At 67.6% G+C, this 12167-nt stretch carries 13 protein-coding genes; 7 read left to right on the forward strand and 6 right to left on the reverse strand.

The window, feature by feature from the left end; all coding sequences use genetic code 11:
- Positions 1 to 331: 331 nt before the first annotated feature.
- Positions 332 to 1438, reverse strand: coding sequence for an aminopeptidase (locus HSRCO_RS14155; RefSeq protein ID WP_259518290.1), 1107 nt, complete (start codon positions 1436 to 1438; stop codon positions 332 to 334).
- 89 nt (positions 1439 to 1527) lie between these two features.
- Between HSRCO_RS14155 and HSRCO_RS14160 the strand changes: the two genes are divergently transcribed.
- Positions 1528 to 2553 (forward strand): low specificity L-threonine aldolase, encoded by a 1026-nt coding sequence (locus HSRCO_RS14160; RefSeq protein WP_259518291.1) that lies wholly within the window; start codon positions 1528 to 1530, stop codon positions 2551 to 2553.
- Here HSRCO_RS14160 and HSRCO_RS14165 read toward each other — a convergent pair.
- The gene (locus tag HSRCO_RS14165) at positions 2550 to 2678 is read right to left on the reverse strand and encodes a hypothetical protein (protein WP_259518292.1); all 129 of its coding nucleotides are present in this window, start codon (positions 2676 to 2678) and stop codon (positions 2550 to 2552) included. The genes HSRCO_RS14160 and HSRCO_RS14165 overlap by 4 nt on opposite strands.
- A 117-nt stretch (positions 2679 to 2795) precedes the next feature.
- Between HSRCO_RS14165 and HSRCO_RS14170 the strand changes: the two genes are divergently transcribed.
- Positions 2796 to 3476 carry a helix-turn-helix domain-containing protein gene (locus HSRCO_RS14170; RefSeq protein WP_259518293.1) on the forward strand — a complete coding sequence of 227 codons (681 nt, stop codon included), beginning with the start codon at positions 2796 to 2798 and terminating at the stop codon, positions 3474 to 3476.
- Between the two features lie 130 nt (positions 3477 to 3606).
- Here the strand turns inward: HSRCO_RS14170 and HSRCO_RS14175 are convergent, their stop codons facing one another.
- Complete coding sequence (locus tag HSRCO_RS14175) at positions 3607 to 4140, reverse strand: metallophosphoesterase (protein WP_259518294.1); 534 nt, start codon at positions 4138 to 4140, stop codon at positions 3607 to 3609.
- 81 nt (positions 4141 to 4221) lie between these two features.
- Here HSRCO_RS14175 and HSRCO_RS14180 point away from each other — a divergent pair, with 81 nt between their 5' ends.
- Both HSRCO_RS14180 and HSRCO_RS14185 read left to right on the forward strand, forming a co-directional pair.
- A complete protein-coding gene (locus HSRCO_RS14180) occupies positions 4222 to 5166 on the forward strand; it encodes a cation diffusion facilitator family transporter (RefSeq protein WP_259518295.1) in 945 nt (314 codons plus the stop codon).
- Between the two features lie 100 nt (positions 5167 to 5266).
- Positions 5267 to 7441 (forward strand): ATP-dependent DNA helicase, encoded by a 2175-nt coding sequence (locus HSRCO_RS14185; protein WP_259518296.1) that lies wholly within the window; start codon positions 5267 to 5269, stop codon positions 7439 to 7441.
- Position 7442: 1 nt separating this feature from the next.
- Here the strand turns inward: HSRCO_RS14185 and HSRCO_RS14190 are convergent, their stop codons facing one another.
- The 3 genes from HSRCO_RS14190 to HSRCO_RS14200 form a co-directional block, all read right to left on the reverse strand.
- Entirely contained in the window at positions 7443 to 7928 is a 486-nt protein-coding gene (locus HSRCO_RS14190; protein ID WP_259518297.1) for a dual specificity protein phosphatase family protein, read from the reverse strand.
- A gap of 51 nt (positions 7929 to 7979) precedes the next feature.
- Positions 7980 to 8492, reverse strand: coding sequence for a 2'-5' RNA ligase family protein (locus HSRCO_RS14195; protein ID WP_259518298.1), 513 nt, complete (start codon positions 8490 to 8492; stop codon positions 7980 to 7982).
- A 61-nt stretch (positions 8493 to 8553) separates the two neighbouring features.
- Positions 8554 to 8745, reverse strand: coding sequence for a hypothetical protein (locus HSRCO_RS14200; protein WP_259518299.1), 192 nt, complete (start codon positions 8743 to 8745; stop codon positions 8554 to 8556).
- Positions 8746 to 9032: 287 nt separating this feature from the next.
- Here HSRCO_RS14200 and HSRCO_RS14205 point away from each other — a divergent pair, with 287 nt between their 5' ends.
- The 3 genes from HSRCO_RS14205 (at position 9033) to lysW (ending at position 12165) form a co-directional block, all read left to right on the forward strand.
- The gene (locus HSRCO_RS14205; RefSeq protein WP_259518300.1) at positions 9033 to 10277 is read left to right on the forward strand and encodes an argininosuccinate synthase; all 1245 of its coding nucleotides are present in this window, start codon (positions 9033 to 9035) and stop codon (positions 10275 to 10277) included.
- Between the two features lie 3 nt (positions 10278 to 10280).
- Positions 10281 to 11756, forward strand: a complete 1476-nt coding sequence (argH, locus tag HSRCO_RS14210; RefSeq protein WP_259518301.1) for an argininosuccinate lyase — start codon at positions 10281 to 10283, stop codon at positions 11754 to 11756.
- A 244-nt stretch (positions 11757 to 12000) separates the two neighbouring features.
- Entirely contained in the window at positions 12001 to 12165 is a 165-nt protein-coding gene (gene lysW, locus HSRCO_RS14215) for a lysine biosynthesis protein LysW (RefSeq protein ID WP_259518302.1), read from the forward strand.
- Positions 12166 to 12167: the final 2 nt, after the last annotated feature.

The following is a 12167-nucleotide window of genomic DNA, read 5'->3' on the forward strand; positions in this document are numbered from 1 at the left end:
ATATGATTTCGCGAACCGCGGTTCGACTGGCGGGTGTTAGACTGGGATCGACACCGAGCCGAGACGATCGCCGCGGATATCGGAAATGACTGAGACCGGTGTTGTCGACATCACCGCAAGGAAGACACCAGACCACTCATCTATCGGCGAATGTTTCGCCTCCAGATGGTTCTCTCCCCGCTCGCTCGCAGGACCGCCACCAAGCACTGCCGGCTCCAGCCGAACGTCCCCGGGTCTCCGTGACCGCCACCTCGTGTTCGACGACGGACTCCTCGTCGCGGCAGTCGGCCGCCAGCACGACCTCGCCCAGAACCAGGACTCGAGTCGGTGGCTACCCCTCGAACCCGTTCTCGAACCAGAAGGTCCCGTTGCGCTGGACGACCTCGCCGTCCACCTCGATGCGGGAGTCCTCGGCCATGTCCACGATCATGTCGACGTGGGTCGCGCTCTCGTTGGTCGCGTTGTCCTCGCCGACGCACTCCTCGTAGGCCATGCCGACGGCCATGTGGACGGTGTCGCCCATCTTCTCGTCGAAGAGCATGTTGTAGGTGAACCGGTCGATGTCGCGGTTCGTGCCGATGCCGAGTTCGCCGAGATACCGCGATCCGTCATCGGTGTCCAGGACCTCGCCGAGGGTCTCCTCGTTCGTGTCGGCATCGTAGTCGACGACTTCGCCCTCCTCGAACGCCAGATAGGCGTTCTCGACCTCGCGGCCCTGGTGGTAGAGTGGCTTGTCGAAGAGCACCTCGCCCTGGACGGAGTCGACGACCGGAGCAGTGAACACCTCGCCCGCGGGCATGTTGTGGCGACCGTAATCGTTGATGGCGACGTTGCCCGCGATGGACATGGTGACGTCGGTGGTCTCGCCGCTGACGATGTGGACCTCGCTGCCCTCGTTCAATCGGTCGACGAGCTGTGCCTGGAACTCGCGCTGAGCCGCCCAGTCCTTGTCGATGGCGTCCCAGACGAAGTTCTCGTATCCCTCCGTGCTCATCCCGGCGAGCTGGGCGTTGGCGGGGGTGGGGAACTGGGTGAGTACCCAGCGCGAGTCGAGCATCTCCGAGCGGGCCGCCTCAGCGGCGCGGCTGAAGGCGGCCATGGTGGCCGGTTCGACGTCGCCCTTCTCGGTCACGTTCTCGTTCGCGCGGGCGCGGATGATGACGTCGGTGTCGGCGAACAGGCCCTCGACGTGGTCGGGGTCGGGGATGGCGTCGCCCTCGATGGCGCGGAGGTACCCGCGAGTGGCGCGGTCGCTCCCGATGGGGGTGCCGCCCGACAGCATGACGGGGCGGGCACCGATCTCGCCGAGGCGTTCGTAGATGGCGACGGCGAGGTCTTCGGCGGCGGGCGGGACGCTGACGACGACGCGCTCGCCGGCCTCGATCTCGGTCGAGTGATCGACGAGGACGTCGGCGTGGCGGCGGATGCGTGGGTCCATGTGTGTTAGGGCGGTGACGGCGCGGATACGATTTTCGAACTGGAGTCCCGACCGCCATTCGTTTATAGCGAAGCGGCCGGAATGAGACCATGATCGACCTGCGAAGTGACACCGTCACCCTGCCGAGCGATGAGATGCGACGGGCGGCTGCCGACGCCGAGGTCGGCGACGACGTCTACCGGATGGACCCGACCGTGAACGAACTCGAAGCGCGAGCGGCCGAGATCGTGGGCAAAGAGGCCGCGCTGTTCGTGCCCTCCGGGACGATGGGCAACCAGATCGCCGCCCGTGTACACACCGAGCACGGACAGGAGGCCCTCGTCGAGGCGGAGAGCCACGTCGTCCGGTGGGAGCTGGGCGGGTTCGCCGATCACAGCGGGCTGCAGGTCCGCACGCTCGACGGCGGTCCACGGGGCATCCCCTCGCCCGAGCAGGTCCGCGAGGGGTACGTCGAGGAGAGTCTCCACCGGCCAGGCACGGGGCTGCTCTCCCTCGAGAACACTCACAACTACCGCGGTGGCATCGCCATCTCGCCCGAGAACCTCGCGGCGACCGCCGAGGCTGGTCGGGAGCTGGGTATCCCGGTCCACCTCGACGGCGCTCGCCTCTTCAACGCGGCACTGGCCCACGACGTGGACGTGACCGCGTTCACCGATTCGGTCGATACGGTCATGTTCTGTCTCTCGAAGGGGCTGGGCGCCCCCGTCGGGTCGCTCCTCGCGGGTGACGAGGCCTTCATCGAGGAGGCTCGCCGGGTCCGGAAGCTCATGGGAGGCGGGATGCGCCAGGTCGGGATGATCGCGGGGCCCGGGCTCGTCGCCCTCGAGAACCGCGACCACCTCGCCGAGGATCACACGAACGCGAAACGCCTCGCCGACGGACTCGCCGAAATCGACGGCCTCACCGTCCAGGAGCCGGAGACGAACATCCTGATGGTGGACACCGAGGGCACCGGGATGAATGCAAGCGAGTTCCGCGACCTGATCGAGGAGGTCGACGTCTACGGCGTCCCCCGCGACGGGACCGTCCTTCGGTTCACCACGAACTGGAACGTCGACGCGGACGACATCGACGCGGCCGTCGAACGCATCGACGACGTGCTGGCCTCGCGCTAGTCCCGCCCGCGGTCCATCCCCTCGCGGAAGCCGACGAGGGTCCGCCGGATCATGAGAAACAGAAAGAAGACGAACAGCAACAGCGCGCCGAGGATGAAGAGAAACGCCGGGTCCAGGGGTACCATACTCCATCGGTGGCCGTCGCGGGACAAAGGCGTTTCGTCCGTTTCGGGTCGAACGCCTGCCACGCGCGGTTTTGCTTGAAAAACAATTAAACAGTGGGCCGTCGTGATTCGAACGTAATGTCCGGCCTCTTGCCCTCCAGTTCGGAGCCGGAGCCGCCCGACGGCGAACCCCGCGTCATCGGCGTGGACGAGGACGACGCCGAGGACGTCCTCGCCGCGCTCTCCTCGGAGACGGCCCGCTCGCTGTTCGCGGCCATCCACGACCAGCCATCGACGCCCTCCGAACTCGCCGACCGTACCGAGACGTCCCTGCAGAACGCCCAGTACCACCTCGAGAAACTCGACGACGCCGACCTGATCGAAGTCGTCGACACCCGCTACTCCGCGAAGGGCCGGGAGATGAACGTCTTCGGCCCGAGCGGGGCCCCGGTCGTCCTCTTCGCCGGCGGGGATACTGCGGGGAGCGACGTCCGCGCGGCGCTCTCGAGTCTCCTCGGAGGCGTCGGCATCCTCGCCGTCGCCAGCCTCGCCGTCCAGGAGTTGTTCGGTGGCGGTATCGGGGCACTCCTCCCGTCCGGGAGCGGCGGGGACGGTGCGACCGCGCCACAGACCACCTCGGGCGGGGACGCCGGCGCGATGGTAGTCCAGGAGGAGGCCGCGACGACCGTCGCAGAGACCACGACCTACCAGGCGGAGGCGGCGTCGGGAGCCGCGAGCCTCCCACCGGGACTCCTGTTCTTCGTCGGCGGGGCGCTCGTGCTCGGGCTGGCGGCCCTCTGGTGGTACGCCCGGCGGTGAGAAGTGGTGGTCGCCGGGTAACTACAACGCGCGTTTGAGCATACGTCGAGTATTTGATAGTGCGCCCCGATTGTCTCGGTAGGGCATCGCGGGTCCGCCCACACCCGCGACGCCCGTGTCCCACGCCCCACTACTGGCCGTCCCCACTGGCCGACCGGCCCTCCACCGCGATCCGGGACACCGCAGTCCCGTCGGTCGTCCGGATCGCCCCTTCTACACTGCCCTTTTCGACCGACAGCTCGGCGTACGTCCGATGCCCACCCCGCGGTTGCTCGTGGCTCCCTGGATTGACGAGGAGGAGGCCCTCCACCCGTTTCGCGAGCGGTCGGTGGGTGTGCCCCGAGATAACGACGTCCGCCCCCCGTTCCCGACCGAAGTAGACGAGTCCCATCTCCCCGCCCCGCTGGGTATGCGTCACCGCGAACCGAACGCCGCCTTCCTCGAAGACGCGGGCTGGCGGCAGGCGCTCGGTGACCGTTGCATCGTCGGCGTTGCCGTGGACGGCGTACAGCCGGTCGGATTCGCGCTGGACGGCCTCCAGGGCAGCTTCGCTGGTGAAGTCGCCGGCGTGGACGACGGTCTCGGCCCGCCGAACCGACCGGGCGACGGCCCCGTCGAGGATGTACTCCCCATCCGCGTGCGTGTCGGAGACGACCGCGATCATGGCAGACGGTCAGCGGCGGAGCCGTGAATGCGTTGCGCCCGGGCGAACGGTTTTGTGGGGGTCCCGCGAATGCCCGGATGGATGGCAAGTAGCACGTCGGTCGTGATCGCCGCGCTGTTCGCGAACGCCGCCATCGCCGTGCTGAAGTTCGGCGGCTTCCTGTTGACCGGCAGTCCGGCGATGCTCTCGGAGACCTACCACTCCATCTCCGACACCGGCAACCAGGTGTTCTTGCTCGTGGGCATCCGGTATGGCGCCCAGGACGCGACGCGAGCCCACCCCTTCGGCTACGGCAAGGCGCAGTTCTTCTACAGCTTCCTGGTGAGCGTGTTGCTGTTCGGCATCGCGGGCTGGGAGTCCGCAAAACACGGTTACCACGCCATCCTCGAGGGGCAGTCCGCCGCGCTCACCGGGACCGTCACGGTGTTGGGGAGTACGTTCCCCGCCGTCTGGGTCAACTACACCGTCCTCCTCGCAGCCATGGTCTTCGAGGGGTACGCGTTCAAGAAGGCCTACCGGGCGATGGTCGTCGACATCCGCCGCCACGACTGGTCGGGCTTTCGCGAGGCGTTCCGCAAGACGAGCAACGTCACGACCCTGACAGCGTTCACCGAGGACACCATCGCGTTGCTGGGGCTGGGTCTGGCCTTTTTCGGCATCCTCGGTACGCAAGTGACCGGCAATCCCCTGTTCGACGCGACCGCCGCGTTCCTCATCGGTCTCCTGTTGATGGGCTTCGCTGTGGCGCTCGCCTGGGAGAACAAGCGCCTCCTCCTGGGCGAGAGCCTCCCGAAGACCGACGAGACCGCGCTCCGCCGGATCGTCGCCGAGTGGGAAGGAGTCACCGACGTCGTCGACTTCCGGACCGTCTACTTCGGCCCCAACGACGTCCTCGTCACCGCGGACATCGAGTTCGAATCGGATCTCGACACCGAATCGATGGACGACGTCATCACCGACATCGAGGACGCACTCGTCGAGTACGACGAAGCCGTCTCGAAGGTCTACATCGAACCGGAATTCTGAGGGATCCGGAGTCGAGTATCGAGAGCGCTCCGACGCCGTGTCCCGAGAGCGGTCCCGAGTCCCGCAGTTTATACCCCAAGCCGTCCAATCACGGACCGACGTGGCAACCGACGACTATCCCCGTTTCTTCCCGAAGCCGGAGCCCTACGAGAACCAGGGGCCCGCGATGGAGCGTATCGCCGAGTCCCTCGAGGAGGGCCGCGACGTGCTCTTCGAGGGAGCCTGCGGGACCGGGAAGACGCTCGCGGCACTCGCGCCAGCCCTGGCGTATGCTCAGGCCAACGACAAGACGGTCGTCATCACGACGAACGTCCACCAGCAGATGCGCCAGTTCATTCACGAGGCCCGCGAGATCAACGGTCAGCGACCCATCAACGCGGTCGTCTTCAAGGGAAAGTCCTCGATGTGCCACATCGACGTCGACTACGAGGAGTGTCAGGTCCTCCGGGACAACACTCACGACCTCGTCGACGCCCAGGCCGAACTCGAAGAGCTCCGGGAGCGCGAGCGCGAGTTGCTCGAACGCTCCCAGGCGGGCAGCGGCGAGGCGGCAGAGAGCCGACAGACGGTCCTCGAGGAGATCGATCAACTCGAGGCCCAGATCGAAGAACTCCAGTCCGCGAACACCTGCGAGCACTACTACAACAACGTCACCCGGGAGGGCGACGCCTTCTTCGGGTGGCTCTACGACGACGTCCGCACCCCCGAGGACATCTACGACTACGCCGACGACCGGGGCTACTGCGGCTACGAGTTGCTCAAGGAGGGGATGGACGGCGTCGACCTCGCCGTCGCGAACTACCACCACCTCCTCGACCCGTCGATTAGAACGCAGTTCTTCCGGTGGCTCGGCCGGGACCCCGCCGAGGTAGTGGCCGTCTTCGACGAGGCGCACAACGTCGAGGACGCGGCCCGCGACCACGCGACGCGGACGCTCAGCGAACGAACGCTCGACGGCGCCCTCGACGAGATGGTCGACCGGGACGACCCCCGGGCCGAGGCGGCCCTTCGCGTGTTCCGCCCATTTCGGGCCGGCCTCGTCGAGACCTACGACGAGTCGTTCGGCTTCGGTGGTCGCGAAGCCATCGGGCCGAACTGGGAGGACGTCCCCGTGGCGAACGACGAGGGGCGGGACGACCTCACCCTCGCCTTCCTCCAGCGGTACGAGGGGCCGGACATCGAGGACGACCTGCGTCTCGCCCAGCAGATCGGCGTCGACCTCGACAAACAGTACGAGGAGGCGTACAAGCGCGGCGAGGCGAACACCCGCGCGGAGAGCCAGACGCTCGCCGCGAGCGTCTTCATCGAGGCCTACCTGACCGAGGGCGACGAACTCGGCCAGTATCCCACCCTCGCGGTCCGCCGCGACGAGGGGCGCGACGAGGTCTACGGTCGAGCGGAGCTCTACACCTGCATCCCGCGGCGCGTCACCGAGCCCCTGTTCGACCAGGTGCACGCGTCGGTCCTGATGAGCGCGACGTTGCGCCCCTTCGACGTGCTCGCGGACGTCCTCGGCCTCGAGGACCCCGAGACCATGGCCTACGGGTTGAGCTTCCCGGAGTCCCGCCGACGGACCTTCGCCGTCGACGTCCCCCCACTGTTCGCGAGCAAGCGAGAGGACCAGTCCGTCCAGCGGACCATCACCGACGCGCTGGCCGACGCCATCCGGTTCACCCCCGGGAACACCCTGCTCTTCTTCCCGAGTTACAGCGAGGCCGAGCGCTACCACGACCTGCTGGCCGACCGGACCGATTCGAGACGGTATCTCGACCGGCCAGGGGTCTCCGTGGAGGAGCGACGGTCGGAGTTCGTCGCGGAGGACGACGCCGTCATGTTCACCTCGCTGTGGGGGACCCTGGCGGAGGGCGTCAGTTTCGACGGGGACGACGCTCGCACTGTCGCCGTCGTCGGCGTCCCGTACCCGCATCTGGACGAACGGGCCGATGCCGTCCAGACCGCCTACGCGGAGGCCTTCGGCGACCGCGCCGACGACGCTGGCTGGCGCTACGCGGTCGAGATTCCGACCGTCAGGAAGACCCGCCAGGCACTCGGACGGGTGTTGCGCTCGCCCGACGACTTCGGAGTCCGCGCACTGCTCGACCGGCGCTACACCGCCCGCAGTCGGACCGAGATGGGCGAGTACAGCGTCAACGAGACGTTCCCTCCAGAGGAGCGCGCCGAACTCGTCGACGTCCAGCCCCAGAAACTCAAGTTCGCGATGCTCAATTTCTTCCAGGGTCTGGACGCGTACGATGGCGACCCCCCGACGCCCTGAGCTATCCGTGGGCGGCCAGATAGGTGACCGCCTGCTCGACCAGGGCCGGGTTCGGGGTCGCCACGGGCCGGACGGCTCGTATCTCCGCTATCGCGTCGTCAAGCGATCGGTCCTCCTCCATGGCGATGGTCGTCGCCAGGAGGGTCGTGCTCCGCGAGACCCCCGCCTTGCAGTGGACGAGCAGCGACCCGTCCGCCCGATAGAGACGGCGGGTCGTGTCGACCGCTGCCTCGAAATCCGGCCACTCGTTCTCCGGGCCATCGATCAGTGGGTGATGGTGTGTGGTCAGTGGATAGGACGTCTGGGTCGCCGAGACCACGTACTCGAACCGCCGGTCGTGCTGGGCCGAATCCGCCGACCGCCAGTTACCGATGAACAGCGGTCGATCGCCGATCCGGCGGATGACCGGGCGGTCCTCGACGTAGCCGACCGGTCGGACGACCGGTTCGTCGGACGCCGATCCAGGAGACCGCTCGTCGGTGGGCACAGTTCGAGATGGGCACTGCTCGCTGATGAGCGTTCCCCCTGAACCGGCGTCTCACGCCGGTAGCGAGACCGATTCGATGCGTTCGCCGTGGCGGGCGTCGTAGAATTCGAGTTCGTCGACCGTCCAGGAGACCGTCTCCAGCGGCGCGTTCCGGAGTCGCTCGAATGCCCTGTCGTCGCCACCGCGTGCGAGGGTGACGTGGGGGGTATACTCGTCACCCTCGAGGTCGGGGAGCGCCCCGAGCGCGTCGGCCAGTCGCTCGTGGAGCGAGCGGAGACCCGGGCTCTCCACACCGAGATAGGCGACCGGACCGCGACCGTGCGGCGGGTCCTCGAAGACGCCGACCGAACCGATGCGGGCTTCGAAGGCGGGAGCGCCGCTGAGCGCCGCTCTGGCCCGTCGTTCGGCACCCAGGTACTCCCGGCGGTCGTCGGCGTCGAGTCGTTTGACGACCAGCGTCCGCGTGCGACCGTCCCGAATCCGGTCGAAGCCCACGAGCGCCGGTCGCAGCGCATCGACGGCCTCGTGGACCGCGGACGGCAACGGGACGTTCAGACTGTACACGGTCGGTGTTCGGCGTGGGGCGATTTGTGGTTGACGCTCGAATCGGTCGGCGACGGGCGACTCAGAACCGGTCCAACAGCCAGAGGACGACCAGCCCCACGACGGCGACCGCGAGGAGGATGGGGAGAACCTCGAAGACGAACCAGAACGTCAACTGGAGGACGAGTTGCACGGCCCACAGTACGAGAATGACGACGAGCAGGAGGAGGGCGACCCGCAAGAGGGTCGATCCGTCGAGGGATGGGCGGTTCATCGGGCATGCGTAGGCCTACCGTGACAATAAGCCTGTGGAACGGCGAGCGTTGCGCGCGAACGAAGCGTTAATATACTGCCCCCAGTAACGACCCAATACCGATGCACGCTCCGGCCAGCGCCGTGGGTTCGCCCGCCGCTAGCCAGGAGTCCGTCTCCATTCTCGCGGTCCGACGACGACCGGGGTCCTTCTAGACCCCCTACCATTCCTCCATCGACCGGACTCGTCGCTCGTTGCAACTCGTCGCGGCACCGTCTCTCGATTACACCCCCACCAACCACACCACAATGTCACAGGAAACCGTCGCACTCGCCTTCTCGGGCGGGCTCGACACCACGGTCAGCGTACCGCTGCTCAAAGAAGAATACGGCTACGACGACGTTATCGGCGTCACCGTCGACGTCGGCCAACCCCAGGCCGAGTTCGACGAGGCGACCGAGACCGCCGAGGCACTCGACCTCGAACACTACGTCGTCGACGCCACCGAGGAGTTCGCCGACGTCTGCTTCGACGCGGTCCAGGCGAACGCCACCTACCAGGGCTACCCACTCGGTACCGCCCTCGCACGCCCGGTCATCGCCCAGAAGATCCTGGACGTCGCCGAGGAACACGGCGCGACCGCCGTCGCCCACGGCGCCACCGGGAAGGGCAACGACCAGCTCCGCTTCGAGGCGGTCTGGCGCCAGTCCGACCTCGACGTCATCGCCCCCATCCGCGAACTCGGCCTCACGCGCGAGTGGGAGATAGAGTACGCCGAGGAGAAGGGCCTGCCAGTCGACGCCGGCAACGACGGCGAGTGGTCCATCGACTCGAACCTCTGGAGTCGCTCCGTCGAGGGCGGCGACCTCGAGGATCCGGCACACGTCCCGACCGAAGACATCTACGACTGGACCGTCGCGCCCACGGCCGAGACGGAGACAGTCGAGATAACCTTCGAGGCCGGCGTGCCGGTCGCCGTCGACGGCGACGAGATGGCCCCAGTATCCCTCATCGAGTACCTCAACGACCTCGCCGGCCAGTACGGCGTCGGTCGCACGGACCTCATGGAAGACCGCATGCTCGGGCTGAAGGTGCGCGAGAACTACGAGCACCCGGCGGCCACCACGCTCCTCGCCGCCCACGAAGCCCTCGAAGGGCTGGTATTGACCAAAGACGAGCGCCAGTTCAAGAACTCCGTCGACCAGGAGTGGGCCGAGAAGGCCTACGAGGGGCTGCTCTCCGTCCCGCTCGTGAGCGCCCTCGACGGCTTCATCGCCGAGACCCAGACCGCCGTAACCGGCACGGTGACCGTGAAGTTCGAGGGCGGCCAGGCTCGCCCCGTCGCCCGCGAGAGCGACTACTCGGTCTACTCCGAATCGGCCGCTTCCTTCGACACCGCGGGCGTCCTGGGCGACATCACGCAGGACGACGCAACCGGCGTCGCGAAATACCACGGCTTCCAGGGCCGCCTCGCCAACGCCGCGAAATCGGAGACCGAGACCACGAAGCCAACCCACGAACTGACCGCCGACGGCGGCGCTGACGAGGAATAACGGATGCACGAGGGCGACGACGGACCCGACTCGGTGGTGCGCCGCGACCGCTTCAGCGGCGGCCCCGCGCGCGAGTTCCTCTCCTCGATGGACGCGGACGAGCGCATCTTCACCGCCGACCTCGCGGTCGACCGCGCCCACGTCGCCATGCTCGCCGAACAGGACGTCGTCGCGGACGACGAGGCTGGGGCAATCTTCGGCGCCCTCGACGACGTCGAGCAAGCGGGCTTCGAGGCGCTCCCCGAGGGCGAGGACGTCCACGAAGCCATCGAGACCGCCGTCATCGACGCGGTCGGTGGAGTCGGCGGCAAGATGCACACCGCGCGTTCGCGCAACGACGAGGTCGCGACGTGCATCCGGTATCGCCTCCGCGACGACCTGCTCGAGGCCATCGCAGTCACAGTCGGATTCCGCGAGCAACTGACCGAGGTAGCGACCGCGCATACCGACACCGTGATGCCGGGCTACACGCACCTCCAGCCCGCACAGCCAACGACGGTCGCCCACTGGCTCTCGTCGTACGCGCAGGCGGCCGAGCGCGACACTGCCCGCCTGCTGGACGCCTACGATCGGACCAACCAGTCGCCACTCGGGGCGGCGGCCTTCGCGGGGACGCCGTTCGACGTCGACCGCGAGCGCACGGCCGATCTGCTGGGCTTCGAGGGCCTCGTGGAGAACTCGATGGACGCGGTCTCGGCCCGCGATTTCCTCGTGGAGTCTGTCGCCGCGCTGGCCGGCCTGTCGACCACGCTCTCCGGCCTGGCAGAAGATCTGATCGTCCTCGCGAACAAGGGACTCGTCGAACTGGACGACGACTACGCCTCGACGTCCTCGATCATGCCCCAGAAGAAGAACCCGGATACGCTCGAACTCGTTCGGTCGACCGCGGGCGACGCGAGCGCGGCGCTCGACGGCTTACTGACCACGCTGAAGGGGCTCCCCCGCTCGTACAACCGCGATCTGCAGAACGCGACCGGCTACGCCTGGAACGCCGTCGACGCCGTGACCGCGGCGACCGAGGTGGCGGGTGGGGCGGTCGGCACGGCCACGTGGCCCGAAGAGCCGCTCGAAACCGCCGCCGGCGAGGGCTTCTCGACGGCGACCGGCGTCGCCGACCTGCTGGCGATGGGTGGCCTGCCGTTCAGGACGGCCCACGAGATCGTCGCGCACGCCGCCGAGGCCGGCGCGGCACGCGACGACGAACCGGGCCTCGCCGACGTCGAGGCCGCCACCCGCGAGGTCACCGGCTCGGCCCTCGCCGAGTTCGCCGCTGCCGAGGCCGTCGAATCGGCGCTCGACCCGACAGAGAGCGTGTCGTCTCGCGATTCGCGGGGTGGCCCCGCCCCGGGTGCGGCCGACGAGACCCTCGACGACCTGACGTCGGCCGTCGCGGCCCATCGCGACGCGGTCCAGACGCGCCAGACGAACCTCGACGACGCGGCGAAACGGCTCCAGGAGGTCGTGGCGAGCCATGAGTGAGCGACGACCGCGCGGACCCGTCGTGGACCGACCTCGACGACCGCGACGAATCGCCGTGGCCCCTCGACGACCGCGACGAGAACCGCCCCGTCCCGGGGCACATATCATAATACCGCCATTGGCCGGCGGATTACGAAACTGGGTCTTTGAAGGTTGAAACGTCGTTAGACGGTAGTCTGCTAGTTGTAATTATTCTGGTAGTATCGATATCCTTAAGTAGATACGTCCGGAACACACGATTGCAATGACAACGTGTCCCGAGTGTGGGGCCGACGTGGCCCTGCACGACGACCTGGAAGTCGGAGAGATCGTCGACTGTGCGACCTGCGGTACCGAACTGGAGGTCACCGACGTGAGCCCGCCGGTCCTCGAGCGAGCCCCGGAGCTCGACGAGGACTGGGGGGAGTGACC

It is taken from the genome of Halanaeroarchaeum sp. HSR-CO (assembly GCF_024972755.1).
GTDB lineage: Archaea > Halobacteriota > Halobacteria > Halobacteriales > Halobacteriaceae > Halanaeroarchaeum.

Excerpts from the sequence above, each read along its gene's own strand:
- HSRCO_RS14155 (WP_259518290.1), bottom strand. The coding sequence starts at position 1,438 with ATGGACCCACGCATCCGCCGCCACGCCGACGTCCTCGTCGATCACTCG.
- HSRCO_RS14160 (WP_259518291.1), top strand. The coding sequence starts at position 1,528 with ATGATCGACCTGCGAAGTGACACCGTCACCCTGCCGAGCGATGAGATG.
- HSRCO_RS14165 (WP_259518292.1), bottom strand. The coding sequence starts at position 2,678 with ATGGTACCCCTGGACCCGGCGTTTCTCTTCATCCTCGGCGCGCTGTTG.
- HSRCO_RS14170 (WP_259518293.1), top strand. The coding sequence starts at position 2,796 with ATGTCCGGCCTCTTGCCCTCCAGTTCGGAGCCGGAGCCGCCCGACGGC.
- HSRCO_RS14175 (WP_259518294.1), bottom strand. The coding sequence starts at position 4,140 with ATGATCGCGGTCGTCTCCGACACGCACGCGGATGGGGAGTACATCCTC.
- HSRCO_RS14180 (WP_259518295.1), top strand. The coding sequence starts at position 4,222 with ATGGCAAGTAGCACGTCGGTCGTGATCGCCGCGCTGTTCGCGAACGCC.
- HSRCO_RS14200 (WP_259518299.1), bottom strand. The coding sequence starts at position 8,745 with ATGAACCGCCCATCCCTCGACGGATCGACCCTCTTGCGGGTCGCCCTC.
- HSRCO_RS14205 (WP_259518300.1), top strand. The coding sequence starts at position 9,033 with ATGTCACAGGAAACCGTCGCACTCGCCTTCTCGGGCGGGCTCGACACC.
- argH (WP_259518301.1), top strand. The coding sequence starts at position 10,281 with ATGCACGAGGGCGACGACGGACCCGACTCGGTGGTGCGCCGCGACCGC.
- lysW (WP_259518302.1), top strand. The coding sequence starts at position 12,001 with ATGACAACGTGTCCCGAGTGTGGGGCCGACGTGGCCCTGCACGACGAC.